We start from the raw sequence: 25,719 nt of genomic DNA on the forward strand, positions 1-25,719 counted from the left end.
GGGGGCGGAGGGGGGGGGGGGGGGGGGGGGGCGCCTTCGTGGGGGGGTTGGTTGGGGTCGGGGGGGTTGTTTCCCACCGGGGGGGGGGGGGTGGTCCTTTCCCCTCCAAGACCCACCCCCCCCCGGCACCGCACGCGGCCGGGGACCAGCCGGGGATCAAGCCGGACGTCAGCCCGCGACGGCCTGGACGGCGGGCACCAGGCCGCCGTCGACGACGATGTCCTGGGACGTGATGTAGGAGGACCGGTCGGAGAGCAGGAAGGCGACGGTTTCGGCGACGTCCTCGGCCCGGCCCAGGCGGCCGAGCGGGATGCGGGCGCGGATCGGCTCGTGGGCGGCCGGGTCGGGGATGACCGCGTGGAACATCTCGGTGGCGATGTAGCCGGGGCTGACGGAGTTGACCCGGATGCCGCGCGCGGCGAGGCCGCTGCCGAGGGTGCGGGCCAGGCTGAGGACGGCCGCCTTGGTCGCGGCGTAGACGGGGGCGTCGGGCAGGCCGCGGTGCGGGGTCCAGGAGGCGTTGAGCACGACGGAGCCGCCGCCGGCCGCCTCCAGGAGGGGCAGGGCGTGCTGAACGGTGAAGAACACGCCCTTGAAGTTGACGTCGACGGTGTGGTCGAAGTCGCCCTCGGTGACGTCGGCGGCGGGCTGGAAGACGCCGACGCCCGCGTTGGCGAAGACGCCGTCGAGCGTGCCGTGGCGCTCCCGGACGGTGGCGACGAGCCGGGCGAGGTCGGCCGGGACGGCGACGTCGGCGCGGACGGCGAGCAGCCGGTCGCCGCCGTCGAGCCGTTCGGCGGCGCGGGCGAGCCGGGCGTCGTCACGGCCGGTGATGACCACCTGGGCGCCCGCGGCGAGGAGGCGGCGGGCGGTGGCGAGGCCCATGCCGCTGGTGCCGCCGGTGATCAGGACGGTGCGGTCGGCGAATTCCCGGGGGTCGACGGGATCCCGGGTCATGGCGTTGTCGGACGGGGCGTTGTCGGTCATGGCACCCACTCTCCCGACGGCCGTGGAGCCGGGGCCAGGCCCGGCCCGACCCTGGGTCCGGAAGAACCACCCTGCACCGGGAATCGACGGCGCCACCGGGTGGTTGGGGCAGGACGACAAGCGTGTGACACTCGCGAACAGGGGTCTGACATGAAGATCGGCATCATCGGTGCGGGCAACATCGGCGGCAACCTGACCCGACGGCTGACGGCGCTCGGGCACGACGTCTCGGTGGCCAACTCGCGCGGTCCGCAGTCGCTGGCCGCCCTGGCCGAGGAGACGGGCGCGACGGCCGTACCGGCCACCGAGGCGGCGCGCGGGGCACAGGTCGTGGTGGTGACGGTGCCGCTGAAGAACGTGCCGGACCTGCCGGCCGGGTTGCTGGACGGCGCGGCCGCGGGCGCGGCGGTGATCGACACCGGCAACTACTACCCGCAGCAGCGCGACGGCCGGATCGACGAGATCGAGGACGACGGCCTGACCGAGAGCCGGTGGACGGAGCGGCACCTCGGCCACCCCGTGGTGAAGGCGTTCAACGGCACCTACGCGCAGGACCTGCTGGAGCGGCCGCGGCCGGAGGGCGATCCCGAGCGGATCGCCGTGCCGGTGGCGGCGGACGACGAGGCGGCCAAGCGCGTGGTGCGGGCGCTGATCGACGAGCTGGGCTTCGACACGGTGGACGCGGGCGGGATCGACGAGTCCTGGCGGCAGCAGCCGGGCACGCCGGTGTACGGGCTGCGCGCCGGGGTGGAGGCCGTCACCCGGGCGCTCGCGGAGGCTTCTCCGGAGCGCCCGGCGGACCACAAGGCGTGACCCCGGGAAGGCGTGCTCCCGGGAAGCCGTGACCCGCGCCGACCCCGACGGGCCCGGTCAGCCCGTGCGGCGGGCCCCCTCGGCCGGGACGGCGGTGAGGGTGCGCGGGGCGGCGTAGCCGGCCGCGCGGAACGCGGTGGTGACGGCGGCGGCGACGGCGTCGGCGGCCAGTGCGTCGACGAGGGCGATCACCGAGCCGCCGAAGCCGCCGCCGGTCATCCGCGCGCCGTGGGCGCCGGCGGCGAGGGCGGCCTCGACGGCGAGGTCGGTCTCGGGGCAGGAGACCCGGTAGTCGTCGCGCAGCGAGGCGTGGCCGGCGGTGAGGATCGGGCCGAGCGCGGCGGGCCGACCGGCATCCAGGTGGGCGACGGCGGCCGCGACGCGCTCGTTCTCGGTGACCACGTGGCGCACCAACGGCCGCAGCTCCTCAGGGAGTCGGGGCAGGGAGGCCGGCAGGGCGGCGGGCGTCAGCTCGCGCAGCGCGGGCAGTCCGAGCAGCGCGGCCGCCCGCTCGCAGCCGGCCCGCAGGGCGGCGTAGGCGCCGTCGCCGAGGTCGTGCTTGACCCGGGTGTCGAGGACCAGCAGGGCGAGGCCGGCGCCGGCGAGGTCCAGCGGGACCTGTCGCGTCGTCAGGTCCCGGCTGTCGAGGTGCAGGGCGGCGCCTGGGCGGCAGCACATCGAGGCCATCTGGTCCATGATCCCGCAGGGGACGCCGACGAAGTCGTTCTCGGCCCGCTGTGCGATCAGGGCGAGTTCGGGGGCGGACAGCCCCAGCCCGTACAGGTCGTTGTACGCGATCGCGACGACGCATTCCAGGGCGGCCGAGGAGGACAGCCCGGCTCCACCGGGCACGTCGCTCTCCAGCCGGAACTCGGCGCCGCCGACGGGGTGCCCGGCCTCGCGCAGCGCCCACACCACGGCGGCCGGAAAGGCCGCCCAGCCGGGCACCGAGCCCGGGGCCAGGTCCGCGACGGCCAGGTCGGCGACCACTCCGTCGCCCTGGGCGGACCAGAGCCGCAGCCGGCCGTCGTCGCGGCGCCGGGCCTGGGCGCGGACGGCCTGCGGGAGGGCGATCGGCAGCACGAACCCGAGGTTGTAGTCGGTGTGTTCGCCGATCAGGTTGACCCGGCCGGGGGCGGCCCACTCCCCCTCGGGGGCGTGGCCGTGGAGCTCCTCGAAGGTGTCTGCGGGGGTGTTCGCAGTGGCGTTCACGGGCGTGTTCACGGGGCTACCTCCCGCAGCCGGCGGGCCGCGTCCTCGGGAGTGATGTCGTTGACGAAGGCGTCCATGCCGGATTCCACCCCGGCCAGGAACTTGAGCTTGTCGGCGGCGCGCCGGATGGTGAACAGCTCCAGGTGGAGCGCGAGTTCGTCCTCCTGGCCGGCGGGCGCCTGGTGCCAGGCGGAGATGTACGGGGTGCGGGCGGCGCCGAAGAGGCGGTCGAAGCGGCGCAGCAACTCCAGGTAGAGGCGCGGGAATTCGGCGCGCTGCGGCTCGTCCAGGCCGGTCAGGTCGGCGACCCGGCGGTGCGGGTAGAGGTGCACCTCGTACGGCCAGCGGGCGGCGAAGGGGACGAAGGCCGTCCAGTGCTCTCCGGCGAGCACGACCCGGGCGCCGTCGGCGCGTTCGGCGGCGAGCAGGTCGTCGAAGAGGCTGCGGCCGGTGGCGGCGCGGTGTTCGGCCGCGCGCGCGGCCATCCGGGCGGTGCGCGGGGTGGTGAAGGGGAAGGCGTAGATCTGGCCGTGCGGGTGGGCGAGGGTGACGCCGATCTCGGCGCCCCGGTTCTCGAAGCAGTAGACCTGCCGGACGCCGGGGAGGGCGGCGAGTTCGGCGGTGCGGTCGGTCCAGGCGTCGAGGACGAGGCGGGCCCGCCGTTCGTCGAGGTCGGCGAAGGAGGCGTCGTGGTCGGCGGTGAAGCAGACCACCTCGCAGCGCCCGGCGCCGGGGCCGCTGACCCGCAGTCCGTCGGCAACTTCCAGCGCCGCCGCGGGGCCGGCCAGCGAGGGGAAGCGGTTCTCGAAGACGGCCACCTGGTAGTCGTCGGCGGGGATCTCGCTGTACCGGCCGTCCCGGGAGGGGCAGAGCGGGCACTCTTCGGCGGGGGGCTGGTAGGTGCGGGCCTGGCGGTGCGCGGCGACGGTGACCCAGGCTCCGGTGGCCGGGTCGAGCCGGACCTCGGAGCCGTGGGCGGGCGGGTCGAGCGGGCGCAGGTCGACGGCGTCCCGGGGGACGGCCTCGCCGCTGTCGTAGTAGATCAGCTGTCGCCCGTCCGCGAGTGTGGTCACGGTCTTGGCGGTGGGCTGGGTCAGGGTCCCGGCCATGGCCTTCTTCCCTCTATCCGACACGAAACAACAATATCCAACATTATCCATCAGGCCTGGCTGTCCGGAAGGGGTCCGCGCCTGCCATGATGGCGGTGACCGTGGCCCGCCGGACGGCCAGTCGAACGGCCGGCTGCACGAATGGCCGAACGGTCAAGCGGACCACACCGACCCGAGGAGCCCCCCGATGGCTGACAGCGCCCAACCGCTCGCCGGACAGCGCCGCGTGCTGATCCTGGAGCGGGTCCGCGCGCGCGGCGGCGTCCGGGTGACCGAACTGGTCCGGGACCTCGGGGTGTCCGACATGACCATCCGCCGCGACCTGGACGCGCTGGCCCGCCGCGGGCTGGTGCACAAGGTGCACGGCGGGGCGGTGCGGACGGAGGCGGCGGCCAGCGGCGAGCCCGGGTTCGAGACCAAGGCCAACTGGCAGCTGCCCGCCAAGGAGGCCATCGCCCGGGCCGCCGCCGCCCTGGTGCCGCCCGGCTCGGCGGTCGGGCTGGCCGCCGGGACGACCACCTTCGCGGTCGCCCGGCAGCTGCGCGCCGTCGAGGGCCTCACCGTGGTCACCAACTCGCTGCGGATCGCGGAGCTGCTGGAGGAACCCGACGAGGACGGCACCCCCGCCACCGCGACGGTGATCCGCACCGGCGGCGTCCGCACGCCCTCCGACGCGCTGGTCGGGCCGGTCGCCGACCAGGCGATCCGCTCGCTGCACGTCAACGTGCTGGTCATGGGCTGCCACGGCCTCTCGGCCGAGACCGGGCTGACCACCCCGAACCTGGCCGAGGCGGAGACCAACCGGACCTTCCTCCAGTCCGCCCGCCGGGTCGTCGTGGTGGCCGACCACACCAAGTGGAACGCGGTCGGCCTGGCCTCCTTCGCCGCACTGGAGCAACTGGACGTGCTGGTCACCGACGACGCGCTGGCGGCCGAACACCGGGCGGCGGCAGCCCAGTTGGTCGGCGAGCTGATCGTCGCGCCGACCGGGGAGCAGGGCCACCAAGCCTGACAGAGGCCCTACGGACCCGTCCGGGAACTCGCCCGCACCACCAGCTCGGCGGCCAGCTCCAGCCCGCCCGCCGGCGGCGCCTCCCCGCGCACCTGGCCGAGCAGCCGCTCCACCAGGGCGGCGGCGATCGTCCGCAGCGGGAGCCGCACCGAGGTCAGCGCCGGGTGCAGGTGGCGGCAGAGCGGCGTGTCGTGGAAGCCGGTGATCGCCACCCCCGCCGGTCCGACCGCCAATCCCTCCGCCCGGACCGCCTCGTAGACGTCCAGCGCCAGCAGGTCGCTGCCCGCCGCGAAGGCGGTCGGCCGCTCGGGCCCGCGCAGCAGTTCCCGCACGGCCGCGACGTCCGGCCGCGCCGCCGTCACCGCGGACAGGCCCAGCCGGGCCGCCTCGGCGAGGAAGCCCGCCCGCCGGGCGGCCATCCACGGCAGGTCCTCGGCGCGGCCGACGTACCCGATCCGGCGGTGGCCGAGCGCCGCCAGGTGCCGTACCACCACGGCCATCGCCGTGTCGTTGGCGATGTCGACCCAGTGCTGGGGCTGCCCCGGGCCGGTCCGTCCGAAGGTGACGAACGGGAGGCCGGCCCGGACGACGTGCCCGATCCGGGGGTCGTCGCCCAGCACGTCCGCCAGCACCAGCCCGTCGACCTGCCGGGCGGCCACCAGTTCGTCGATGGCCGCCAGCGGGCCGGCCGCGTCCTGGGCCGCGTCCTGCGCCAAGCCCTGAACCGCGCCCCCAGCCCGGCCCTGCCCCGGACGGAAGAGCAGTACCCGCTGCCCCTGCGCCCCCGCCGCGTCGACCAGCGCCTCCAGGAAGCCGGCCATCAGCGGGTTCGGGTCGAACGGGTCGTCCACCGGTGCGAGGTAGCCGAGGGTGCGCCGGGCGCCGCTGCGCAGCGAGCGCGCCGACTGGTCGGGCTGGTAGCCGAGTTCGCGGATCGCCGCGGTCACCCGGGCCAGCGTGTCCGGGCGGACCCGCTGGGGGGCGTTGAGCGCGTTGGAGATGGTCTGCCGGGACACCCCGGCCGCGCGGGCCACCTCCTCGATGGTGGTGGCGCCGCGGCGCGGTCGGGGTGTTCCCTCGGGCATCGGAGGCTCCAGGACGGCTGCTCGGGTCTGACGGGCGCTCGGTTCTACCGCTCGGCTCTACGGGCGGCGCAGGGTCAGCAGCCCGCCGCGCGGCACGGTGATGCCGCCCGCCCGGTCGAGCTCGACCTCGCCCTGCCGGACGATACGCCCTCGGGCGTCCTGCACGGTGGCCTCTGCCGTCCCGCCGCCGCCGGTGAGCCGGACGTCCGGGTCGGCGTCGGCGTTGGCGACCAGCAGGGTGCGCCAGTGCGCACCGGAGACGTCCACCGGCAGCGCGGCGTAGCGGGCCACCGCGACGGTGCCGCCGCCGACGGCCGTCACCATCGGGTAGCCGAGGTCAGGCCGGGCCGGGCGCAGCTCGCCGAGCTGCAGGGTGGCGACGTGCTCGCGGAAGACGCCGAGCCAGAAGGCGATCGCCTCGCGCTGCCCGGGGCTCTGCGCGGCGAGGTCGACGGAGACCTGCGGCACCGAGAACAGCACGTTGATCAGGTGGCAGGCGATCTGCTCGGGCGGCTCGGCCGGGTGCCACATCAGCATGTCGGCGTGGACCGGGACGGGCCCGGCGGCGAGCCGCACGTCGATGGTGCGCTGCCGGTTCTCCTGCGGGCTGAGCGGGCAGTCGGTGGCGCGGACCATGGTGACGTACGGCCACAGGCCGGGGCTGACGTACGGCTGGCGGTGCTCGATCATCGCCCCCGGCTTGACCGCGGTGATCCGGCTGCGGATCGTGGCGAGCAGCCGCTCGACGCCCTCGTCCACGGTGGCGCAGTCGGCCTCGGGCCCGGCCTCCGGCGCGTCGGCGCGGGCGAACCAGTCGACGAAGTCGACCTTCAGCCCGTCCATGCCCCACTCCTCGACGGCGCGGGCGAGCCGGCCGGCCAGGAACGCGCGGACCTCGGGGTAGCGCGGGTCGGCGACGATCGCGCCCAGGTGGGCGGCGTCGGCGAGCGCGTAGCGGCCGATCGCCTCGAAGGCGGCGCTGTCCTTGCCGATGAACGGCAGCGCGAACCAGAGCATGTACTGCACGCCGAGGTCGTGGACGCGCTGGACGTGGGCGGCGGTGTCGGGCAGCGAGACCGGTTCCCAGTCGCCGCAGTGCGCGTAGCCGCGGGTGCGGTCGGCGGTCATCCAGCCGTCGTCGACGATGATGACGTCCATGCCGAGCTCCTTGCCGAGCGCGGCCTGCGTCTCGACGGCCTTCGGCGAGACGTCCTGGTGCATCGAGTACCAGGTGGAGTAGGCGGGGCGGCGGGCGGCCTCGGGGATGGCGGGGATGTCGGCCGCACGGCCGGCCCACCACCAGGCGGCCAGGTCGGCCAGGCAGCGCGCGAAGTGCCGGCGGGAGGTGTCGATGCGGACGGTCAGCCGGCCGGCGGCCTGGGCCCAGAAGCGGAACTCGCCGGTCTCCTCCAGCACTCCGGCGCCGGCCAGGACGTCGGCGCGCTCGGCGGCGAAGGCGCAGATCGCGAGGTCGCCGGTGCCGATCAGGGCGGCGATCGGGGCGCCGTCGGCCAGTCCGGTGCGGCGCGGGGCGCTCCACGCGGCGGGCAGCCGGCCGGTGCCGCGCGGCTCGGGCGTCCAGAACGCGGTGGCGTCCACGCACGGCACCCGCCACTCGATCCGGACGTCGCCCGCCCCTTCGGCGGTCACCTCGACGATTCCGTCGCCCACCCCGCGGGCGCTCGCGTTCCCGCTGACCCGCAGGTCCAGGCCGTCGGCGTAGAGCGAACGCAGGCCGCCGGCGACGGCGGGGGCGTGCGGTTCCCAGATCTCGGTCATGTTCAGCCCTTCGTGGCGCCGGCCAGCAGGCCGGAGATGAACTGCCGCTGGAGGACCAGGAAGAGGACCATCATCGGCAGGGTGGACAGCGCGGTGCCGGAGAGGATCGCGCCGTAGTCGGTGTTGCTCTTGTTGCCGTGCAGGGTCGCGAGGGCGACGGGCAGGGTGTGCATCGCGGGGCTGCGCAGAGCGATCAGCGGCCAGACGAACTGGTTCCAGGAGCCGAGGAAGAGGAAGATCGAGAGGGCGGCCAGCACGGGCCTCATGACCGGGACCACCACGCTGAACAGCACCCTGAACTCGCCCGCGCCGTCGACCCGGGCGGCGTCCAGGAGTTCGTCCGGCAGGCTGCTCAGCGACTGCCGCATCAGGAAGATGGCGAAGGGCACGCACAGGCCGGGCAGGATCAGCGCCTGGTAGGTGTCCAGCAGGCCGAAGTTCGTCATCATCTTGAACAGCGGCACCAGCGTGACCTGTTCGGGCACCACGAGGGTGGAGAACAGCAGGGCGAACAGCAGGGTCCGGCCGCGGAAGCGGAACTTGGCGAAGGCGTAGCCCGCGAGCAGCGCCACGACGAGGGCGCCCAGCGTCTGGACCCCCGCCACCAGCAGGGAGTTCCCGACCACCCTGAGCAGGCCGATCTTCTGCTCCAGGTGGCTCAGGTTCTCGCCGAGGCTCCCGCCGGGCAGCAGCTTGGGCGGCCAGTCGAAGACCTCGGTGTCCTTGCGGGTGGAGGCGACCACCAGCCAGTAGAAGGGGGCGATCGACAGCCCGGTGATGCCGGCGAGGAGGAAGGTCAGCGGCCAGCCGCGCAGCCTCTTGAGGGGGTTCACGCGCTCGGAGGCCTGACTCTTGGAGGTCTCGCGCTCCGGAGTCTCGCGCTTGGAGGTCTCACTCTTGGAGGTCACTTGTCGCGGTCTCCCATCAGGCGCATCTGGACGACGCCGAGCACCGTCACGAGCAGGGTGAGCGCGTAGGCGATGGCGGAGGCGTAGCCGAAGTCGTAGTACCGGAAGCCGTTCTGGTACAGGTACATGGAGACGGTCAGGGTGGCGTTGTCCGGCCCGCCACCGGTCAGCACGTACGGCTCGTCGAAGAGCTGGAGCGTGCCGATGGTCGAGAGCACGACCGTGAACAGCAGCACCGGGCGCAGCGCGGGGACGGTGACGGAGGTGAAGCGGCGGATCGGTCCGGCGCCGTCGACCATCGCGGCCTCGTACAACTCCCGTGGAATGGACTGGAGTCCGGCGAGGTAGATGACGGCGTTGTATCCGGTGTAGTGCCAGGTGAGCACCACGACGACGGCCGTCCGGGCCCAGACGGGCTGGCCCATCCAGTCGACGGAGGGCAGGCCGACGGCGTTCAGCACCCAGTTGACCGCGCCGTCGTCGGTCTTGAGCAGGTAGGCGAAGATCACGCCGGTGGCGACCAGGCCGGTGACCGAGGGCATGAAGACGCCGAGCCGCCACACCGTGCGCCAGCGCACCAGCGCGGAGTTGATGCCGACGGCCATCAGCAGGGCCAGTCCGAGCATCAGCGGGACCTGCATGACGAGGATCTCGCCGGTGTTGGACAGGGCCGTCCAGAACAGCGGGTCGTCCAGCAGGCGCCGGTAGTTGGCGAGGCCGGCGTCGCGGGTGGCCGCGCCGGAGCCGGTGGTGAAGGACAGCAGCAGCGACTCGACGACCGGGTAGGCCTTGAACACGCCGAAGGTCAGCAGGGCGGGGGCGAGCAGCAGGTACGGTACGGCGGCGCGCCGCCGGCGGGACCGGCGCGGCGCTGCGGACCTCCTGGTGAGGGCGGCGGGCGGGCTGGCGGCACTCATGCGATACCGCGCCCGGTCTGCTGGGCGAGCTGCTTGGCGGCGTCCTGGAGGACGGCGGCCGGGTCGGCGCCCTTGAGGAGGACCCTGACCTGGGCGTCGCTGACGAGCTTGAGGGCGCGGGCGTAGTCACCGGAGTAGTTGGTGGGGTAGCCGCCCTCGATGGCGAGGTCGGCGAAGGTCCTGAGCACCGGCTGCCCGCCGTAGTAGGCACTCGGCGCGGCGTACAGCGGGTCGGTGTAGGCCTCGGTGAGGGCCGGGAAGACGCCGCCCGCGTTGAACATGGCGTTCACCGAGGCCGGGCGGGTGACCGTGTACTCGACGAACTTCCAGGCGGCGCGGCGGCGTGGGCTGGAGGCGGCGACGGCCAGGTGGGTGGAGTTGACCAGGGCGGTGCGCTTGCCGCCGGGGGTGACCGCCGGGGGCTTGGCGAGACGCCAGTTGCCGCTCTGGTCGGGGATCTTCTTCTCCAGGTAGTGCGCGACCCAGGCGGGCATCGCGGCCACCCCGAGCTTGCCGGCCTTCATCACGGGCGGCCAGCTCTGGACGCCGGGGGTGTCGCCGATCAGCCCGGCCTCGTCCAGCCGCTTGACGATGGTCAGGGCGCGCACGGCCGGCTCCGAGCCGACGGTGATCTTGCCCTGGAGGTCGAAGTAGAAGGCGCCCTGCAACTGCATCAGGCCCTGGACGAAGTCCAGGTCGGGGGTGGGGTTGGCGGCCCTGTTGATGCCGATCAGGGCGACGCCGGGGTTGGCGGCCTTGAAGCGGTCGGCCACGGCGAGCAGGTCGTCCCAGGTGGCGAGGGACTCGGGGTCGATGCCCGCCTTGTCGAAGTAGTCCTTGCGGTAGAAGAAGCCGAGCGGGTTGACCTCCCAGGGCAGCGCGTAGGCGTGGCCGTCCTTGCCGCTGACGACGGGCCACAGGCCCTTGGCGAACTTGTCCTTGTGCGCGTCGGCGCCGAGCGCGGAGAGGTCGGCCAGGCCGCCGGGGAACTTCTCCAGGTATCCGGGCAGGTAGTCGCAGCCGATGTGCAGCACGTCGCCGAGGCCCTGGCCGCCGGCCGCCAGGCCGACGGTGATCTTGTCCCAGATGGCCGGTTCGCCGATGTCCTGGACGTCGACCTTGATCCCCGGGTTGTCCTTCTCGAAGGCCGGGACGATCCCGCGCAGGGCTTCGGCGGCCGTGGCCCAGGACCAGACGGTAATGTTGCCGCTGTCGGCGTCCCCGCCCGAGGCGCCCCCGGAGCCGGAGTCGCCGCAGGCTGCGAGCGTGCCGCCGGCGGTCAGGGCCAGCAGGCCCGCTCCTGAGGCTCGGAGCAGATCACGACGGGAAAGGTGTGACATTGCATTCCTCTCTGAGGGGTGGCGAGGAAGGGTTGAGGCAGGAAGGGTGTGGCGAGGCAAGAAGGAGGGGGTTTTGAACGTTCAAATACACAAAACAGACCAGAACCAAACAGGTTCGAACGGGCGGGTCACAGCAAACGCCCACCCTCCCCGCGCCGTCAAGACCTGGGCGCGGGGAGGGTGGGCTCCGAAACCGTTCTGTTATCCCCGCGCAGCGTCCGGAGCGCCGAACACGGTCCCCGGGGTGACCGGGATCCCCCGCGCCATGGCCTCGAAGTCCAGGATCGGATGGGTCAGGATCTCCTCGACCTCGTCGGTCAGGAGGTTGCCCAGGATGAACTCCTCCTCCGCACCCGACCCGAAGGTGACCACCTGCCCGCTCGACTGGATCATCCAGTTCAGCAGCTCCCGCTCGCTGCTCTCCGCGAGGTGGATCTCCCGGCCGGGGTGGTCGCGCCGGATCCCGTCGACGACCGCGCGGACCTCCTCCACCGCCACGCCGAGCCTGCGCACCGTGGCCGGCGAGGCCCGCCGGCCCCACCACTGGAAGATCACCCACTGGGCGACCGACGGGTGGGACAGCACCTCCGCGGCGAGCTCCGGCAGTTGGTGGAGGTTCTCGGCACTCGCCACCGTGTGCACCCGCACCCGGTCGAAGCCCTCGGCGTCGCACAGGGCGAGCGACTCCAGCAGCGCGTCGAGGAGCCTGTCGTCCGGGCTCCGGCGGAAGGCGCGTTGCACCTCCGGCGTGACGGCGTCCAGTGGCAGCCGCAGCGAGGACAGGCCGTGGAGCCGGGAGAGCTTCTCGGCGGTGAGCGTGTAGCCGGTGGTGTCGAGGCCGACCTTGAGACCGCTGGCGATGGCGTCGTCGACCACGTCGAAGACCGGCGGCCACAGCAGCGGGTCGCCGCCGGCCAGGACCAGGTCGGTGGTCCCGTGCGCGGCCAGCTTCCCGACGATCCGCCTGGCCTGGTCGAGGTCGATCTGCTCCGCCGCGAACGGGTTGTAGCAGCCCTGGCAGGACATCGGACAGCGGTTGTTGATCGACCAGTTGACCCGCCGGACGCGGCGGCCGGTACGCGGCCGGTCGGCCCTGCCGCGGATCCCGGCCACCAGCCGGGCCAGGCGGACGGCCTGCGGGAGGGTGGCGCCGGCGAGCAGTTCCTCGGCGCGTTCGACGGCGGCCGCGGTGGCGTTGTTCTGGAGCAGGAGGAAGGCCAGGCGCCACCGCATGGTCTCGTCCCCCCGGTCCTGGCCCAGGGCCTGTTCGACCCGCTCGGTCAGGGCCCCGAGGTAGCCGGGGGTGAAGTTGGCGGGCTCCAGGCGCCGCTGGAACGCGTCGGCTATCGAGCCTCGTTCCAGGGCCCGGTCGTAGCCGGCCCGCAACGGGTGCGGGGGCAGGATCTCCACGTGCTGCCGGGTAGGCATTCGGTGTTCTCCGGTACGGGTCAGTTCGGGGCGGACGGCAGCATGATGACCATCGAGTCGGCGGACGACAGGCCCATGCCCTCGACGAAGACGGCGTCGCGGACGAGCTGCGCGATGGCGGGGTGGGTGGGGGCGGCGAGGTAGCGGGCGGTGGAGTCGAGCGGGGTGATGTCATGCTCGGCGATCAAGGTGCGCAGCGAACCCGGCAGGTCGTCGAGGCCCTCGCGCATGTCCTCCAGGTCGAACCGGTCGGCCAGCCGCATCGCCGCCCTGCGGGCCTTGGCGAGGTTGGTCGTCGGGTCCAGGACGGTCGCCTTGGCCAGGTAGTAGGGGACGGGCTGCATCATCCAGGCCAGCGCCGCGCGCGGGTCGTCCTCGTCGCGGCCGGAACGGTCGAAGGCCTCCGACCCGAGCCCGAGGCCGTCGCAGAACCACTCGGGCCGCATGCTGATCCGGTAGTGGGCGTGACCGGCCAGTCGGAACGCCGGGAGCATGGCTATGACGGACGTCGTCTCGATCCGGAAGGTGTCGGAGATCCGCCGCATCGTCCGCCCCACCACGGCCCGGACCTCCGGCACGTCGGCCCCGTCGGCCACGACGTGGATCAGGTCGAGGTTGGAGACGATGTCACCGGTGGGCCCGGTGCGGTGGTCGCCACGGGCCAACGAACCGGTCGCCGCCACTGACATGCCGGTCACGTCCGCGAACTCGCGGGCCAGCTCCTGGAACAGCCGGGGGACGTCTTCGGGTCTCACGCGCTTCCTCGGGTGTCGGCTACGGACGTTGAGTCGACGCCATCTCTTCCAAGACTGCTCACATCATGGAGAGTTGGCGTTCAGATGGGCACCCTAACAGCGACCCGCCACAAATGGTCGCGTTTGCACCACATATCTCACACACCACAGCTGACGGACCGACACAAGCGGTCTCAACCGGTCACTCAAGCGCCGCCCGCCGCACGTAGATCGGATGGGCATCCAGCCCGACGAACGCCACCGCCCCCACCGCGCCGAAGTGGTACAGCCGGTGAGCGATCTCCCCGGCGGCCCAGGGCCCGAACCGGCCGGCCAGGCAAGCGGCCTGTTCGGCGTCCAGCGGGAGCACGGCGAGGCCGACCCGGAGGACGTCAAGGGCATCGAAGAGACTCGCGAAGGTGGTGGGCTCGGTGAAGCCCACGATCTCGACAGTCACGGAGAAGGGGAGCCCGTCGCTCACCGCACGCCCCCGATCTGCGCCCGGACGGTCTCGCCGATGCCAGCCGGCCGGTCGGCGAGGCAGTCACTGACCAGCCGCCGGGCGGCGGGGGCGGATTTGCGGTGCCGGTGCAGCCGGCACGAGCACTTCTCCAACGTTCCGGGCATGGCAGGACCTCCTCCGGGTGTGGCTCGCAGCAGGCGGCGTCGGCCGGGGAGGGGCATGGAAATGCCCGGGTGGCCGCCCGTCGGATCGCCGTGAGCGAGCAGTCGGACTACTGCCCGTAGTCTGCCCAAGACGCTCCGCAATCTGCAAGACTTCATTTTGGGGCATTCGAACGGCGTAACTCGTTCGGTTGACTTTCATTGCGAAGCGGGCGCACGGGTGCTTTCATTTCGAGCGCTGACGGTGCTTCATACTGGAAGCCAGGAAGGGGAAGGCCATGCCGGAAGGGCCCACTGGATCAACGGTGCCGCGCAGGCAACTCGGGCGGTACCTGCGTGATTTGCGCAACCGATCGCGACTCACGGTGCGGGCAGCGGCTCGCAGCCTGGAATGGTCGGAAGCGAAGATGTGGCGCATCGAGAGCGGTCACACGTCCTTGCGGAGCCTCGATGTCGAGGCCATGTGCAAGGTCTACGGCGCACCGGCCGAACTGACCGAAGCCCTGATGGGACTGGCGAAGGAGACCAAAGCCCGGGGTTGGTGGCACGCCTACGGGGATGTGATCCCGGAGGGGTTCGACCTCTTCATCGGGCTCGAAGAAGCGGCTTCGAAGATCGCTTGGTATGAGAGCGAGTTGGTTCCCGGTCTGCTGCAGACCGAGGACTACTCACGCACGATCATGCGAGCGGGCAAGCCTCACGAAGACGACGACGAGATCGAACGACGAGTCCACCTCCGTTCGGCTCGCCAGGTGCTTCTCACCAGGTTCACCGATCCGCCGGTCTTCGACGTCGCACTCAACGAGGCGATACTGCGACGACCCATCGGTGGCGGCAAAGTCATGGCGGGACAGCTCGCCCACCTGCTGGAGGTGAGCGAGCTTCCCAACGTCACCATCAAGGTGGTCCCGTTCGACGCGGGTCTGCACCTGGGCGTCTTGTCAGGCCCGTTCGGAATTCTGCGCTTCCCGCTCAACGGCGACGGCTCCGAGACGGAGCCGCCGACCGTCTATGCGGACGGATTCACCGGCGACCTGTATCTGGACAAGCCCAACGAAGTGGAACGCTACGACGCCGCGTTCACGAACATCTGGGAGACAGCGCTCAGTGAGCAGGCGTCGAAGCAGCTGATCTCCGAAGTGGCAGGAAGTTATGGACACGGTTGATCTGACAGGAGCGGTGTGGTTCAAGTCCACCCGCAGCAACGCACAATCCGCTTGCGTTGAGGTCGCGATCCTCAACGACGGCATCGTCCCCGTTCGAGACTCCAAGGACCCCAGCGGCCCGGCGCTCGTCTTCCCGGCCGACGCCTGGACGGCGTTCGTCACCGCCCTCAAGGGCGGCGAAATCCCGAACGTCTGAACACACTTGCGCGAGAAGTCGGCCGGGCCGACTTCTCGCGCAAACCTCATCAGGTCAGCACGACCGGCGTGCCCGTCAGGTCCACGCCCGCCTGGCGGAGTTCGCCGAGGGCGGTGACCGTGGTCTCGGTGGCCACGCCCGCCGTGTAGTCCAGCAGCACCCTGGTCGCGAACCCGGCCTTCACGGCGTCCAGCGCCGTCGCCTTCACGCAGTGGTCGGTGGCGATCCCGACCACGTCCACCGCGTCCACGCCCTGGCCGCGCAGCCAGTCGGCGAGCCGGGTGCCGTCCGCCGCGAAGCCCTCGAACCCGCTCTTGGACGCCGAGTGCGCGCCCTTGAAGAACACCTCGTCCACCGCGCCCGCGTCGACGGCGGGCGCGAAGGACGGGTGGAACTCCCCGCCCTCGCTGCCGACCACGCAGTGCACCGGGAAGGACTCCCGGAAGTCCGGCCGCGCCGAGAAGTGCGGGCCCGGGTCGATGTGGTGGTCCCGGGTCGCGACCACCCGCGCCCAGCCCTCCCGCTCCGGGCCCTGGACCAACTCGGCGATCGCCCGGGCCCGGTCGGCGCCCCCGCCGACCGGGACGCTCCCTCCCTCACAGAAGTCCTTCTGCACATCCACCACGATCAGCGCGCGAGCCATCGACCGGCCTTTCCTCGGGGGTACGGGATTTCGCGGCCAGCTTGACGCCTTCGAGGTGCGTGGACGAAGCAACCCGGGCTGGCGTTCACCCGGACGGGCCTGGCGCGGCGATCAGCACACCCCGGCAGCACCACCAAGGCCCGCAGCGGAGCGTTCGAGGGAGTCGGTCAGCCACAGGTAGGACAGGCCGACCGTGACCGGATCCCCGCTCGCCTCGGCCACGAGCCGCCAGTAGCGGCGCATCCGCCGGTCCCGGTCCACAGCCACGTAAGCCAGCAGGCGGCCTCGGAACTTCGGGGTGTCGCGGTCGCCGCGGACGGAGGCGTGGGCCGCGACGAACCGGTCGAGTGCGGGGCCCACCCGGGGCGGCTCACCCGCCCGTACCAGGGGCTGGGCCAGCGCGCACGCCTCGCCGATCCCGCCCACCAGCTCGTCCTCGTCGGCGATCAGTGCGGCACCGGCCCGCGCCCTGGCCAGCAGGTCTCGGCTCAGTTCCCGGTCCCCGGTGCCAGGGCGAACAGCTCGGCGAACGCGACCACCTGCGGCGGGGTCGGGTCGGCGGGCGGCTCGGGTACGGCGATCGCCACGAACGCGGTGAGCATCGCCTCCGACACCGGGGCGGCCATCGCGCGCCTCCAGAAGTCGATCAGCGCGTCACGGGCGGCTCCCCCACCCTCCATCGCGGCCAGCAGCTCCAGCCTGGCGGCCCGGTCGGCCGGTCCGGCCTCCTCGACCGCGCGCAGCGAGGCCCGCCGCCAGGCCAGGTCCGCGAGCCGCACGTCGAGCGCGGCCCGCTCGGCGGCGACGACCTCGGCCACGGAGCGTTCGCCGGCGAGCACCTGCCTGATCGAGGGCAGCCCGAGCCCGAGCCTGCGCAGCCGTCGGACCAGGCCGAGCCGCTCCACGGCCACCTGGTCGAACCTGCGGCGCACCGAGTCGACGATGCCCTCGTCACAGTAGAAGCGGATGGTGCGCACCGGCACGCCGGTCAGCCGGGCCAGCTCGCCGATCCCCAACGTCTCATCGAGCAAAGGCACTTGAACCTCCACCGGACTGGAGTTCCTACCGTACCCAGGTAACCCCGAGAGAGGAGCATCGCGATGGCGATGACGTCGACGCTGGACACCGCACGGCTCGTGGAGGGACTGCGGGAGCAGACCCGGCAGTTCGCCCGCGCGGTCGCCGGAAGGGACCCGGACACCCGGGTGCCCACCTGCCCGCAGTGGCCACTGCGCACCCTCGTCGGGCACCTCGGCCAGGAGCACCGCTGGGCGGCCGAACTCGTCCGCACGGGCGGGCAGTTGCCCGTCCCCGACCCATGGCAGGCCGATCCCGGCGCCCCGGACGGGTGGGCCCGGTGGCTGCGCGAGGGCGCGGAGGACCTGGTCCGCGCGGTCCAGGAGACCGGCGCGGACACCGAGTTGCCCACGTTCTTCGGGCCACGGCCGGCGGCGTTCTGGCTCCGCAGGCAGCTGAGCGACACCTGCGTCCATCACTACGACGCCGCGTCGGCGACGGGCACCGCGTTCGAGATCGCCGACGACCTCGCGGCCGACGTGATCAGCGAGAACCTGGACCTGCTGTGCACGCCGGCCTTCGAGTCGGTCAGGCCGGCGGCGGCCGGGCTGCGCGGCCGGGGCGAGCGGGTCGGGTTCCGGCCGAGGTCCGGGGAGGGCTGGGTGATCACCAGGGCACCCGAGGCACTGCGGTGGGAGCGCGGGCCGGTCGAGGCCGACGTGGTGGTGTCGGGCGCGGTGGCGGACCTCATGCTGGTGCTCTCCCGCCGCCTCCCGCCGCAGGACGACCGGGTGACGGTGACGGGCGACCGCGCCTTGCTGGACCACTGGCTGACCCACACAGCGTTCTAACCGCCAGAGTTGCGCGAGAAGTCGGCCGGCCCGACTTCTCGCGCGACGGCGTTCGGCTACCGGCCGACCTCGCGGAGGCGGAAGTCCTCGACCGTCTCCCGGCGGATCAGCAGGCGGGCCCGGCCGTCCTTGACGGCGGCCACCGCCGGGCGGCCGACCAGGTTGTAGCCGGAGGCCATCGACAGCTGGTACGCCCCGGCCGCCGGGACGGCCAGCAGGTCCCCCGCGCGCAGGTCGGCGGGCAGGACGGCGTCGCGGACCAGGACGTCGCCGGCCTCGCAGTGCCGGCCCACCACGTCCACCCGGGCCGCGCCCGCCTCGGAGCGGCGGCCCACCAGGCGGACGCTGTACGGCGATCCGTACAGCGCCGGGCGCGGGTTGTCGCTCATCCCGCCGTCCACGGCGGCGAAGCAGTGGCCGTCCGCGGTGTGCTTCACCGACAGCACCCGGTACACGGCGACGGCGGCCGGGCCGGCCAGCGCACGGCCGGGCTCGACGATCAGCCGCGGCACCTCCAGGCCCGCCTCGGCGCAGCGCACCGCCAGCCGGTTGGTCACCCGGACGGCGAAGTCGGCGACGTCGAACTCGGCGTCCCCCGGCAGGTAGCGGATGCCGTGGCCGCCGCCGAGGTCCAGTTCGGGCAGTTCCACACCGTGCTGCTCCCGGATCTCCGCGAGCAGCCGCACCAGCGCGTCCACCGCCTGGAGGTAGGGCTCGACCTCGGTGATCTGCGAGCCCAGGTGGCAGTGCAGGCCGGCCAGTTCGAGCCCGGGCTGGTCGAGCACCCGGGCGATCGCGTCGGCCGCGTCGCCGCCCTCGATCGGGAAGCCGAACTTCTGCCCGCCCACCCCCGTCCGGACCGCCGTGTGGTGCCCGGCGGCGATCCCCGGGACGACCCGGACGAGTACCCGCTGCGGGGTGTCGGCGGCCACCAGGGCGGCGAGCCGGGCGATCTCCGCCGGGCCGTCGATCACGATCCGCCCGACCCGCAGCCGCCGGGCCAGCCGCAGTTCCTCCGGGGACTTGGCGTTGCCGTGCAGCAGGATCCGCTGCGCCGGGAAGCCGGCCGAGGCGGCCAGCCACAGCTCGCCGGAGGAGCAGACGTCCAGACCCAGGCCCTCCTCGGCCACCCAGTCGGCCATCGCGCTGCACAGGAACGCCTTGGCGGCGTACAGCACCTCGGCGTGCGGCAGCGCCCGCCGGTAGGCCCGGGCGCGGTTGCGCACCTCGGCCTCGTCCAGGACGTACAGCGGGGTGCCGAAGCGCTCGGCCGCCTCCGCCAGCCCCACCCCGCCGACCAGCACGTCGCCGCCGGGGCCGGGCCGCGCCGAGGCCGGCCAGGGGCCGCCGAGCGCGTCGACGGCCGGGGCGTCGGGGCGGGCGGTGGAGGTGCCGGTGGAGGGGGCGGGGACGGTGGAGGGGACGGACGGGGCGGTCAGCTGCGTCATGGCGGTACTCCTACGGGGCGGGGCGGGGTTGCGGCACGCGGTGGGCGGGGTCAGTCCTCGAACTGCATCGCGATCCGGCAGTGCGCCGGGCGGCCGCGGTCGTGGCCGACCGTGGGCGCGGGCGCCGGTTCGGGCGGCTCGGGGCTGTCCTGAAGCTCATGCCGCTCCTGTCGGTCCTGCCGGACACCGGCGGGCACCAGGCGGACCAGGCGGCGCGGCGACTGGTCGACGGCGGTGGCGATCGTGCTGCTCACGGGAGGCTCCTCGGGCTCGGGCGGGCGGGCCGCTGTGTGCGGCCCTCGGTTCCAGTGGATGCCCACCGGAGGCCGATCGCACCGGGCCTTGACGCGTGGCCTACGCTCCGCCGGGCGTCCTTGACGCCTTCCTGACATCCGCCGCCACGACCGTCACCCGTACGGCCGCACGCGCCCCCGAACGTCCGTACGAGCCACCGAACGCCCACCCGGTCCGGATGTCAGGGAGCCGTCAAGGACGGCCGCCCACACGCCAAACCCGCGTCAAGAGGCGTGTGGCGGGCGCGGATCCGATGGTGGGCTGGCCGCCGTCCCCGCCGCCACCGAGCCCGCCGCCCCGTTGCCCCGCAGCCCGGGGCGGCCCGGAAGGTCTTCCGAGACGATGCGCCGTTCGGCCCTCACTCCCCCGGACACCACCACGCCCCGAACCGACTGGTTCCGCCGCCCGGAGGGCGTCCGCGAGCAACCCCCGCACGACCGGCCGAACGACCGGCCGCACCAACCGCAGCACCACCCGAGCCACCGGCCGACCGGCCCGGACGGCGGCCGCCGCCGGCTCATCACCCGCCGCCAGCTCACCGAGGCCCTGCCGGCCGCCGTCCGCAAGCTCCACCCGCGCACCATGATGCGCAACCCGGTGATGCTCGTGGTGGAGACCGGCTCCGCGCTCACCACGCTCAGCGCGGTGATCCACCCGAGCGTGTTCGCCTGGGTGATCGGCTTCTGGCTCTGGCTGACCGTGCTGTTCGCCAACCTCGCCGAGGCCGTCGCCGAGAGCCGGGGCAAGGCGCAGGCCGAGTCGCTGCGCCGCACCCAGGCCGGGACCACCGCCCGGCGGCTGCTGCACTGGCGGGTCGGCACCCGCGACCACCGCCACGAGGTGATCCCCGCCGAGCAGTTGATGCTGCACGACGTGGTGCTGGTGCCGGCCGGCGAGGTCGTGCCACAGGACGGCGAGGTGGTCGAGGGGGTGGCCTCCGTCGACGAGTCGGCGATCACCGGGGAGTCCGCGCCGGTGATCCGCGAGTCCGGCGGCGACCGCACCGGCGTCACCGGCGGCACCAGGGTGCTCTCCGACCACCTCGTCGTCCGGGTCACCTCCCGGCCCGGGCAGAGCTTCGTCGACCGCATGATCGCCCTGGTGGAGGGCGCCAACCGGCAGAAGACCCCGAACGAGATCGCGCTCAACATCCTGCTCGCCTCGCTCACCATCGTCTTCCTGCTCTCGGTGGTCTCGCTCCAGCCGATGGCGATCTACGCGCACGCGCCGCAGACCACCGTGGTGCTGGTCGCCCTGATGGTCGCGCTCATCCCGACCACCATCGGCGCGCTGCTGTCCGCGATCGGCATCGCCGGGATGGACCGGCTGGTCCAGCGCAACGTCGTCGCCCTGTCCGGCCGGGCCGTCGAGGCCGCCGGGGACGTCGACGTGCTGCTGCTCGACAAGACCGGCACCATCACCCACGGCAACCGCCGGGCCGTCGCACTGCACCCGCTGCCCGGCGCGAGCACCGAACAGCTCGCCGAGGCAGCCCAGTTGGCCTCCGTCGCGGACGAGACCCCGGAAGGCCGCTCACTCGTCGAACTGACGAACCGTCAGTACTGGGTGCCGCCCCGCGCCCCCGGCGAACTCGGCGAGCAGCGGCCCGTCCCATTCACCGCGCACAGCCGGATGAGCGGCGTCGACCTGACCTGGCCCGACGGGACGAACTGCCTGATCCGCAAGGGCGCTGCCGGCGCCGTCGCCCGCTGGGTGGTGGAGTCCGGCGGGCGGATGCCGATGGAGGCCAAGCCGCTGGTGGACCGGATCGCCGAGGCCGGCGGCACCCCGCTGCTGGTCGCCGTCCACGACCGGCACGGCGCCCGCGCACTGGGCGTGGTCGAACTCAAGGACGTGGTGAAGGAGGGCATCGCCGAGCGCTTCGCCGAACTGCGCAGGATGGGCATCCGCACCGTCATGGTCACCGGCGACAACCCGCTCACCGCCCGCGCCATCGCCGCCGAGGCCGGGGTGGACGACTTCCTCGCCGAGGCCACCCCCGAGGACAAGCTCGCCCACCTGCGCCGCGAGCAGGCCGCCGGGAACATGGTCGCGATGACCGGCGACGGCACCAACGACGCCCCCGCCCTCGCCCAGGCCGACGTCGGGGTCGCGATGAACTCCGGCACCCCGGCCGCCAAGGAGGCCGGCAACATGGTCGACCTCGACTCCAACCCGGCGAAGCTGATCGACATCATCCGGGTCGGCAAGCAACTCCTCATCACCCGTGGCGCGTTGACCACCTTCTCGATCACCAACGACGTGGCCAAGTTCTTCGCGATCATCCCCGCGATGTTCGCGAACGCCTACCCCGGGCTGCACCACCTCAACATCATGGAACTGCACAGCCCGACCTCGGCGATCGCCTCCGCGATCATCTTCAACGCGCTGATCATCGTCGCGCTGATCCCGCTGGCCCTGCGCGGCGTCCGCTACCAGCCCGCCTCCGCCACCGACCTGCTCCGCCGCAACCTGCGGGTGTACGGGCTGGGCGGGCTGATCCTGCCGTTCCTCGGCATCAAGGCGATCGACCTGCTGATCCAGTTCGTGCCGGGCCTCGGCTGAGACGCACGGAGCACCGCGCGCCGCGCGCCGGAGCTGTCAGAAGGACGTCAAGAAGTGTGCGACCGGCGTCATGGAGCCATCAGCGGCGGTACGGACGGACCGGTTCCGGGGTTCACTGGAATCATCCGAACCAAGGAGTACGGAACCGGGAACACCCGACCGGAGAAACGGAGGCGAACGGCCATGACCGGGACCACCCGAGTGATCGTCGGCCTGAGCGGATCACTGAGCAGTCTGGCCGCCCTCTACCACGCCGTCGGCGAGGCGGCCCGCAGCGAGGCCGTGCTGGTGCCGGTGGCCGCGTGGAACGCGGGCGAACGCGACGGCCTGCGCCCGCTGTCCGAACTGGAGCACGCCGCCCGGCGGCGGCTGGACATCGCCTTCGAGCAGGCCTACGGCGGCTACCCGGCCGGCCTGGTCATCCACCCGCTGGTGGTCAAGGCCGAGCCCGGGCCCGCCCTGGTCGGCGCCGTCACCGGGCCGGAGGACCTGCTGGTCCTCGGCGCCGCCACCCGCCGCCGGTTCGACCGGCTGCGGCACGGCTCGGTGGCCCGGCACTGCCGCCACCGCGCGGGCTGCCGGGTGGTCGAGGTGTCGCCCTCCGCGCTGCTGACCCGGCTCGAACTCCCCGCCCGCACCGGGGCACCGCTCCCGCTGCTCGGGCGCGCCTGACAGCAACTCCCCCGAACCCGCCCGCCGGCTCGACGCGTCACCTCACCCACGCCGAGCCGGCGGGCGCCATCGCGCCCGGGCGCGCCGGTCCGGGGCCCCTGGCCCAGGCCCGACCCGTCGGCGCCCCCAACTGCACCACCGCGTCCGCGTGTTCACGCACCAGCGACAGGTCGTGGCCGATGAGTGCCAGCGCCACCCCGCGCTCGGCGCGCAGCCGGCCCAGCAGGGTCATGATGCCCGCGGCCGTGTCGGTGTCCAGCCCGGAGGTCACCTCGTCGCACAGCAGGACGTCCGGTTCGGCCGCCAACGCCCGGGCGATGGCGACGCGTTGACGCTGGCCGTCGGACAGCTCGTGCGGGTGCCGGGCGGCCAGGTCGGCGGGGAGGCCGACGGCGGCCAGCAGTTCGGCGACCCGGCCGGGGCACTGCTCGTGCGGGGTGGTGTGGTGCAGCCGCAGCGGCCGGGTGAGGGTGGCGCCGACGGTCCGGGCCGGGTTGAGCGCGCCGAGCGGGTTCTGCGGGACGAGTTGGACGCGGCGGCGCTGCTCGCGGGTGCGGGCGTGGTGCGAGCCGGCCAGCGGGGCGCCGTCCAGGGTGAGGGTGCCGCCGGTGGGCGGGTGGAGCCCGGCGAGGACCCGGGCGAGGGTGGTCTTGCCCGCGCCGGAGGGGCCGATGATGCCGGTGCAGCTGCCGGGCGCGAGGTGCAGGTCGACCCCGGTGAGGATCCGGCGCCGCCCGCGCCCGTACCCGACGTGGGCTTCGACGCCGAGCGCGGCCAGCCCGACGGCGGTGCGCGCCGCGACCGGTCCGGACGTGCGGCTCGCCCCGGCCCGGATGGCCCCGGCCCGGATGGCGCCGCCGCCCACCCCGGGCCGGGCCGGGGCGAGGACGAGCACCTCGTCGGCGCAGCGGGCGACGAAGGCGGCGTCGTGGCTGGCGAGCGCGACGGCGATGCCGTGCCGGCGGGCGAGTTCGCGCAGCAGGTCGGCGATCTCGTCCCGCAGCGCGGGGTCGAGGCCGGCGCCGGGTTCGTCGAGGAGCAGCAGGTCAGGGCGGCGGGCGAGGGCCCGTGCGAGGGCGACGCGACGCTGCCGGCCGCCGGACAGGGCGCCGGGGAAGGCGAGCCGGTGGCGGCGCAACCGGCGCAGTGGTTCGGGGGCGAGGGCGAGGACGTCCTGACCGAGGACGGTGACCAGCCCGGTGGCGCGGGCGCCCGGTGGCAGGGCGCCGGCGAGGGCGTGCAGCAGGGTGGTCTTGCCCGCGCCGGAGGGGCCGGTGACGGCGTGCACGCGCCCGGGGCGCAGGTCGAGGCTGACCGGGGCGAGCAGCGGGGTGCCGTCCGCGAGGGCGATGGCGAGCCGGTCGACCCGGGCGGTCGGGTTCTCGGTCACAGTCATTCCGCGCGTCCTCCCCCCGAACCGAAATCACTTAGGTTTGCCTACCCTGAAGTTGAGCCCCCAGACAACCCTCCTGCCACACAATGGCTCAGGAGTGACCACCCCGCCGACGTTCTCGGCCGCCGTCCGGCCGTCGGCGCCAAGACGTGCCCGGCGCACGGCCGGCGTCACTGCGGGTCGCGCAGGTGGTCGCTCAACCAGGTCAGCGACGGCGGGAGCAGCCTGGTCCAGGTGGTGAAGTTGTGCCCGCCGGTCTCCACGGTGGCCTGGGCGACCACCAGCGGCGGGCGGGCGGCCGCGGCGAAGGCCACGGAGTCGGCGTAGCCGTGGCCTTCCTCCTTGCTGTCGGCGAGGAGGACGGCGAGGGCGGGCATCGGCAGGTGGGCGAGGCGCCAGTTCAGGTCGGCCTCGTCGCGCCGCTGCTGGCTGCCGCCGAAGAGGTCGCCGGTGGTCGCGTCCTCGGCGGCCTTGAAGTAGCCGGACAGCGAGACCGCCACCGCGAAGGTCTCCGGGTGGACCATGCCGAGCTTGACGGCGCAGTAGCCCCCGGTGGAGTCGCCGATCACGCCGAGGCTGCCGGTGCCGTCGAGCACCCGGTAGGAGGCGCGCAGGCCGGCCGGCACGTCGGTGGTGAAGTAGCGCTGGGCCTGCGGGCCGTTCGGGACGTCCTCGCACTCGCTGTCGCGCGGCATCGACGGCGAGGGGCGCACCAGCACCAGGACGGTCGGCTTCATCGCCCCCCGGCGCAGCAGGTCGAGTTCGTACGCCGGGTAGCGCAGCTTGGTGACCAGGTTGGCGGCGTCCCCCGGGAAGCCGGTCATCACCAGGGCGGCCGGGAAGTGCCGGGCCTCGGCGCCGGGCCGGAAGTACTGCGGCGGCAGGTAGACGTACCCGTCGGTGCTGAGCCCGGTGGTGGTGCCGGGCAGCCGGACCCGGTCGAGCCGCCCGATGGTGGCCGGGTCGCGGTCGGCCCCGTCCGCGCCGGTGATCTCGGCGGTGCCGAGCACCTGCACCCCGGCGGGCACTTCGGCCGGGGTGCCGCTGGGGGTGCCGGTCGGGCTTCCGGACGGAACGACAGGCGGGCTGACGGACGGGCCGCCGGTCGGGCTGGTCGCCTGGATGACGCCCGTCCCGCGGTCGCGCCCGAACAGGTCGGACCAGCTGCTGTAGAACACGAAGTCGTCGTTGACGGCGAGCCCGAGGGTGGCCAGCAGGGCGAACTGGGTGACGGCGATCGTCCCGAGCCGCAGGAACACCGCGGGCCAACTGCGGACGGCCAGCCGGGGCCAGACCCAGAGCGTGCCGAGCACCGTGAACACGGCGAGCAGCGCCGCCAGCGCCAGCAGCTTGTGACTGGTGAGTCCCATCCGGCCTCCCTGGGGCGCGTCCGACAGCGCGACCCAGGGTAACCAGCACGGAACGGGACGTCACTCCCGCCGTTCCTGCGCGACCAGGTCGGCGAGCGCCTGCCAGACCTGGGCGCGCAGGGGCGGGGGGGTGGTGGAGCGGGGGCCGGGGGCGTT

The 25,719-nt window shown here is 73.4% G+C and carries 26 protein-coding genes; 7 read left to right on the forward strand and 19 right to left on the reverse strand.

The features are described from left to right. Positions 1 to 168 precede the first annotated feature (168 nt). A complete protein-coding gene (locus ACFVX9_RS23920; protein ID WP_380379628.1) occupies positions 169 to 987 on the reverse strand; it encodes an SDR family NAD(P)-dependent oxidoreductase in 819 nt (272 codons plus the stop codon). A gap of 99 nt (positions 988 to 1,086) precedes the next feature. On the opposite strand from ACFVX9_RS23920, the gene ACFVX9_RS23925 reads away from it, so the two are divergent. Then, the gene (locus tag ACFVX9_RS23925; protein WP_380340471.1) at positions 1,087 to 1,800 is read left to right on the forward strand and encodes an NADPH-dependent F420 reductase; all 714 of its coding nucleotides are present in this window, start codon (positions 1,087 to 1,089) and stop codon (positions 1,798 to 1,800) included. A 57-nt stretch (positions 1,801 to 1,857) separates the two neighbouring features. Here ACFVX9_RS23925 and galK read toward each other — a convergent pair whose 3' ends face one another. After that, positions 1,858 to 3,024, reverse strand: coding sequence for a galactokinase (galK, locus tag ACFVX9_RS23930; protein ID WP_380379631.1), 1,167 nt, complete (start codon positions 3,022 to 3,024; stop codon positions 1,858 to 1,860). After that, a complete protein-coding gene (galT, locus tag ACFVX9_RS23935; protein WP_380379634.1) occupies positions 3,021 to 4,121 on the reverse strand; it encodes a galactose-1-phosphate uridylyltransferase in 1,101 nt (366 codons plus the stop codon). The genes galK and galT overlap by 4 nt, the downstream gene beginning before the upstream one ends. 187 nt (positions 4,122 to 4,308) lie before the next feature. On the opposite strand from galT, the gene ACFVX9_RS23940 reads away from it, so the two are divergent. Continuing rightward, complete coding sequence (locus ACFVX9_RS23940; protein ID WP_063346550.1) at positions 4,309 to 5,133, forward strand: DeoR/GlpR family DNA-binding transcription regulator; 825 nt, start codon at positions 4,309 to 4,311, stop codon at positions 5,131 to 5,133. An 8-nt stretch (positions 5,134 to 5,141) separates the two neighbouring features. On the opposite strand, the gene ACFVX9_RS23945 is transcribed toward ACFVX9_RS23940, so the two are convergent. From ACFVX9_RS23945 to ACFVX9_RS23985, 9 genes are all read right to left on the reverse strand, one after another. Further along, entirely contained in the window at positions 5,142 to 6,218 is a 1,077-nt protein-coding gene (locus tag ACFVX9_RS23945; RefSeq protein ID WP_387983361.1) for a LacI family DNA-binding transcriptional regulator, read from the reverse strand. Between the two features lie 57 nt (positions 6,219 to 6,275). Then, positions 6,276 to 7,997 (reverse strand): glycoside hydrolase family 36 protein, encoded by a 1,722-nt coding sequence (locus tag ACFVX9_RS23950; protein ID WP_387983363.1) that lies wholly within the window; start codon positions 7,995 to 7,997, stop codon positions 6,276 to 6,278. Between the two features lie 2 nt (positions 7,998 to 7,999). Beyond that, positions 8,000 to 8,905, reverse strand: a complete 906-nt coding sequence (locus ACFVX9_RS23955; RefSeq protein WP_244293285.1) for a carbohydrate ABC transporter permease — start codon at positions 8,903 to 8,905, stop codon at positions 8,000 to 8,002. Further along, positions 8,902 to 9,822, reverse strand: coding sequence for a carbohydrate ABC transporter permease (locus tag ACFVX9_RS23960; RefSeq protein ID WP_387983365.1), 921 nt, complete (start codon positions 9,820 to 9,822; stop codon positions 8,902 to 8,904). The genes ACFVX9_RS23955 and ACFVX9_RS23960 overlap by 4 nt, the downstream gene beginning before the upstream one ends. Further along, a complete protein-coding gene (locus ACFVX9_RS23965; RefSeq protein WP_380340491.1) occupies positions 9,819 to 11,162 on the reverse strand; it encodes an extracellular solute-binding protein in 1,344 nt (447 codons plus the stop codon). Before ACFVX9_RS23965 ends, ACFVX9_RS23960 begins: the two co-directional genes overlap by 4 nt. Positions 11,163 to 11,363: 201 nt before the next feature. Next, a complete protein-coding gene (locus ACFVX9_RS23970) occupies positions 11,364 to 12,590 on the reverse strand; it encodes a radical SAM protein (RefSeq protein ID WP_380562881.1) in 1,227 nt (408 codons plus the stop codon). A 20-nt stretch (positions 12,591 to 12,610) separates the two neighbouring features. Continuing rightward, positions 12,611 to 13,345 (reverse strand): hypothetical protein, encoded by a 735-nt coding sequence (locus tag ACFVX9_RS23975; RefSeq protein WP_380379649.1) that lies wholly within the window; start codon positions 13,343 to 13,345, stop codon positions 12,611 to 12,613. 181 nt (positions 13,346 to 13,526) lie between these two features. Then, positions 13,527 to 13,805, reverse strand: coding sequence for a hypothetical protein (locus tag ACFVX9_RS23980; protein ID WP_380379652.1), 279 nt, complete (start codon positions 13,803 to 13,805; stop codon positions 13,527 to 13,529). Beyond that, on the reverse strand, positions 13,802 to 13,951 hold the full coding sequence (locus ACFVX9_RS23985) for a hypothetical protein (RefSeq protein ID WP_380379654.1): 150 nt from the start codon (positions 13,949 to 13,951) through the stop codon (positions 13,802 to 13,804). The genes ACFVX9_RS23980 and ACFVX9_RS23985 overlap by 4 nt, the downstream gene beginning before the upstream one ends. A gap of 275 nt (positions 13,952 to 14,226) precedes the next feature. On the opposite strand from ACFVX9_RS23985, the gene ACFVX9_RS23990 reads away from it, so the two are divergent. Continuing rightward, positions 14,227 to 15,114 (forward strand): helix-turn-helix domain-containing protein, encoded by an 888-nt coding sequence (locus tag ACFVX9_RS23990; protein WP_380379657.1) that lies wholly within the window; start codon positions 14,227 to 14,229, stop codon positions 15,112 to 15,114. After that, positions 15,101 to 15,310, forward strand: coding sequence for a DUF397 domain-containing protein (locus ACFVX9_RS23995; protein ID WP_380379660.1), 210 nt, complete (start codon positions 15,101 to 15,103; stop codon positions 15,308 to 15,310). Before ACFVX9_RS23990 ends, ACFVX9_RS23995 begins: the two co-directional genes overlap by 14 nt. Before the next feature lie 49 nt (positions 15,311 to 15,359). Here ACFVX9_RS23995 and ACFVX9_RS24000 read toward each other — a convergent pair whose 3' ends face one another. The 3 genes from ACFVX9_RS24000 to ACFVX9_RS24010 form a co-directional block, all read right to left on the reverse strand. Next, positions 15,360 to 15,953, reverse strand: a complete 594-nt coding sequence (locus ACFVX9_RS24000; RefSeq protein ID WP_380379663.1) for an isochorismatase family protein — start codon at positions 15,951 to 15,953, stop codon at positions 15,360 to 15,362. 111 nt (positions 15,954 to 16,064) lie between these two features. Further along, the gene (locus ACFVX9_RS24005; protein WP_380379665.1) at positions 16,065 to 16,379 is read right to left on the reverse strand and encodes a hypothetical protein; all 315 of its coding nucleotides are present in this window, start codon (positions 16,377 to 16,379) and stop codon (positions 16,065 to 16,067) included. 62 nt (positions 16,380 to 16,441) lie between these two features. Continuing rightward, on the reverse strand, positions 16,442 to 16,990 hold the full coding sequence (locus ACFVX9_RS24010; RefSeq protein WP_387983369.1) for a MerR family transcriptional regulator: 549 nt from the start codon (positions 16,988 to 16,990) through the stop codon (positions 16,442 to 16,444). Between the two features lie 63 nt (positions 16,991 to 17,053). On the opposite strand from ACFVX9_RS24010, the gene ACFVX9_RS24015 reads away from it, so the two are divergent. After that, positions 17,054 to 17,821: a maleylpyruvate isomerase family mycothiol-dependent enzyme gene (locus tag ACFVX9_RS24015; protein ID WP_380379671.1), complete on the forward strand. Its 768-nt coding sequence runs from the start codon at positions 17,054 to 17,056 to the stop codon at positions 17,819 to 17,821. 56 nt (positions 17,822 to 17,877) lie between these two features. Here the strand turns inward: ACFVX9_RS24015 and lysA are convergent, their stop codons facing one another. Then, the gene (gene lysA, locus ACFVX9_RS24020) at positions 17,878 to 19,269 is read right to left on the reverse strand and encodes a diaminopimelate decarboxylase (protein ID WP_380378027.1); all 1,392 of its coding nucleotides are present in this window, start codon (positions 19,267 to 19,269) and stop codon (positions 17,878 to 17,880) included. Between the two features lie 50 nt (positions 19,270 to 19,319). After that, complete coding sequence (locus tag ACFVX9_RS24025; RefSeq protein ID WP_063346558.1) at positions 19,320 to 19,523, reverse strand: hypothetical protein; 204 nt, start codon at positions 19,521 to 19,523, stop codon at positions 19,320 to 19,322. 382 nt (positions 19,524 to 19,905) lie between these two features. On the opposite strand from ACFVX9_RS24025, the gene kdpB reads away from it, so the two are divergent. After that, complete coding sequence (gene kdpB, locus ACFVX9_RS24030; protein WP_387983371.1) at positions 19,906 to 22,128, forward strand: potassium-transporting ATPase subunit KdpB; 2,223 nt, start codon at positions 19,906 to 19,908, stop codon at positions 22,126 to 22,128. Positions 22,129 to 22,311: 183 nt separating this feature from the next. Next, on the forward strand, positions 22,312 to 22,800 hold the full coding sequence (locus ACFVX9_RS24035; RefSeq protein WP_063346559.1) for a universal stress protein: 489 nt from the start codon (positions 22,312 to 22,314) through the stop codon (positions 22,798 to 22,800). Between the two features lie 37 nt (positions 22,801 to 22,837). Here ACFVX9_RS24035 and ACFVX9_RS24040 read toward each other — a convergent pair whose 3' ends face one another. Beyond that, on the reverse strand, positions 22,838 to 24,196 hold the full coding sequence (locus ACFVX9_RS24040) for an ABC transporter ATP-binding protein (RefSeq protein ID WP_380485747.1): 1,359 nt from the start codon (positions 24,194 to 24,196) through the stop codon (positions 22,838 to 22,840). Between the two features lie 167 nt (positions 24,197 to 24,363). Next, entirely contained in the window at positions 24,364 to 25,563 is a 1,200-nt protein-coding gene (locus tag ACFVX9_RS24045; RefSeq protein ID WP_380485745.1) for an alpha/beta hydrolase, read from the reverse strand. Between the last annotated feature and the right edge of the window lie 156 nt (positions 25,564 to 25,719).

The organism is Kitasatospora sp. NPDC058243 (assembly GCF_042882025.1).
Lineage (GTDB): Bacteria > Actinomycetota > Actinomycetes > Streptomycetales > Streptomycetaceae > Kitasatospora.

What these genes read in the sequence shown, in the direction of transcription:
- ACFVX9_RS23920 (WP_380379628.1), bottom strand. Translation starts at nt 987, where the DNA reads ATGACCGACAACGCCCCGTCCGACAACGCCATGACCCGGGATCCCGTC.
- galT (WP_380379634.1), bottom strand. Translation starts at nt 4,121, where the DNA reads ATGGCCGGGACCCTGACCCAGCCCACCGCCAAGACCGTGACCACACTC.
- ACFVX9_RS23940 (WP_063346550.1), top strand. Translation starts at nt 4,309, where the DNA reads ATGGCTGACAGCGCCCAACCGCTCGCCGGACAGCGCCGCGTGCTGATC.
- ACFVX9_RS23945 (WP_387983361.1), bottom strand. Translation starts at nt 6,218, where the DNA reads ATGCCCGAGGGAACACCCCGACCGCGCCGCGGCGCCACCACCATCGAG.
- ACFVX9_RS23950 (WP_387983363.1), bottom strand. Translation starts at nt 7,997, where the DNA reads ATGACCGAGATCTGGGAACCGCACGCCCCCGCCGTCGCCGGCGGCCTG.
- ACFVX9_RS23960 (WP_387983365.1), bottom strand. Translation starts at nt 9,822, where the DNA reads ATGAGTGCCGCCAGCCCGCCCGCCGCCCTCACCAGGAGGTCCGCAGCG.
- ACFVX9_RS23965 (WP_380340491.1), bottom strand. Translation starts at nt 11,162, where the DNA reads ATGTCACACCTTTCCCGTCGTGATCTGCTCCGAGCCTCAGGAGCGGGC.
- ACFVX9_RS23970 (WP_380562881.1), bottom strand. Translation starts at nt 12,590, where the DNA reads ATGCCTACCCGGCAGCACGTGGAGATCCTGCCCCCGCACCCGTTGCGG.
- ACFVX9_RS23985 (WP_380379654.1), bottom strand. Translation starts at nt 13,951, where the DNA reads ATGCCCGGAACGTTGGAGAAGTGCTCGTGCCGGCTGCACCGGCACCGC.
- ACFVX9_RS23990 (WP_380379657.1), top strand. Translation starts at nt 14,227, where the DNA reads ATGCCGGAAGGGCCCACTGGATCAACGGTGCCGCGCAGGCAACTCGGG.
- ACFVX9_RS23995 (WP_380379660.1), top strand. Translation starts at nt 15,101, where the DNA reads ATGGACACGGTTGATCTGACAGGAGCGGTGTGGTTCAAGTCCACCCGC.
- ACFVX9_RS24000 (WP_380379663.1), bottom strand. Translation starts at nt 15,953, where the DNA reads ATGGCTCGCGCGCTGATCGTGGTGGATGTGCAGAAGGACTTCTGTGAG.
- ACFVX9_RS24015 (WP_380379671.1), top strand. Translation starts at nt 17,054, where the DNA reads ATGGCGATGACGTCGACGCTGGACACCGCACGGCTCGTGGAGGGACTG.
- lysA (WP_380378027.1), bottom strand. Translation starts at nt 19,269, where the DNA reads ATGACGCAGCTGACCGCCCCGTCCGTCCCCTCCACCGTCCCCGCCCCC.
- kdpB (WP_387983371.1), top strand. Translation starts at nt 19,906, where the DNA reads ATGCGCCGTTCGGCCCTCACTCCCCCGGACACCACCACGCCCCGAACC.
- ACFVX9_RS24035 (WP_063346559.1), top strand. Translation starts at nt 22,312, where the DNA reads ATGACCGGGACCACCCGAGTGATCGTCGGCCTGAGCGGATCACTGAGC.
- ACFVX9_RS24040 (WP_380485747.1), bottom strand. Translation starts at nt 24,196, where the DNA reads ATGACTGTGACCGAGAACCCGACCGCCCGGGTCGACCGGCTCGCCATC.
- ACFVX9_RS24045 (WP_380485745.1), bottom strand. Translation starts at nt 25,563, where the DNA reads ATGGGACTCACCAGTCACAAGCTGCTGGCGCTGGCGGCGCTGCTCGCC.